At 37.1% G+C, this 830-nt stretch carries 1 protein-coding gene; it reads left to right on the top strand.

Features of this window, described 5'->3' with window-relative positions; translation table 11 throughout:
* Nucleotides 1–830: methyl-accepting chemotaxis protein (locus ACOMCU_RS28160; protein WP_421052309.1), on the top strand; the 830-nt coding region annotated here is incomplete at both ends.

The following is an 830-nucleotide window of genomic DNA, read 5'->3' as shown; positions in this document are numbered from 1 at the left end:
TCAGTTTCAAGCTCAGCGGAGCAAGTTGCTGCTACATCCGAACAACTTACTGCAAGTAGCGAACAAACGAGTACAGCCTCAGAGGAAATCACGGAGTCTATTCAGCAAATTTCTACTGGACAAGATAAACAACTGTTTGGAATGGAAGAAGCAAATAACTCAGTTTCACAAATATCATCTAGCATTATAGAAATAACGACAAATATTAAAGAATTGAATGATCTATCAATTGAAACTTCTAAAGTTTCTCTTTATGGGAATGAAGTTATTACACAGACTGTGGAACAAATGAATCAAATCAATGAACAGAGCATGGTGACAACTGAAGCAATGCGATTACTTGAAAGTAAATCTCAAGAAATCGGTGAAATTATTAATGTAATTACAAGCATAGCAGCGCAAACAAATTTACTTGCTTTAAATGCAGCGATTGAAGCAGCACGTGCAGGTGAGCATGGGAAGGGCTTTGCTGTTGTAGCTGACGAAGTAAGAAAATTAGCAGAGGAATCAGGAAATGCGGCAAACGACATTGCAGCTTTAATAGGTGAAATTCAAATTAATACACAGAATACAGTACAAACTGTAAATGAAGGAAAAATAGTAGTGGAGACAGGTATGAACTATGTTGAAAATGCCGGAAAAACATTTGAAGCAATTGCGGCCGATGTAAACTTGATTAATGATAAATTATCATCAGTCTCAGCCGAAATTCAAGAAATTAGTGCCAATACAGAGGTTCTAGTAAACGAAATACACAAAACAAAAGACGTTACCAATCAGTCCACAAGTTATACGCAACATGTCGTAGCAGCTGCTGAAGAACAGCATGC

It is taken from the genome of Lysinibacillus sp. UGB7 (assembly GCF_049058285.1).
Lineage (GTDB): Bacteria > Bacillota > Bacilli > Bacillales_A > Planococcaceae > Lysinibacillus > Lysinibacillus sphaericus_B.
This window is presented reverse-complemented; position numbering and strand designations above follow the sequence as displayed.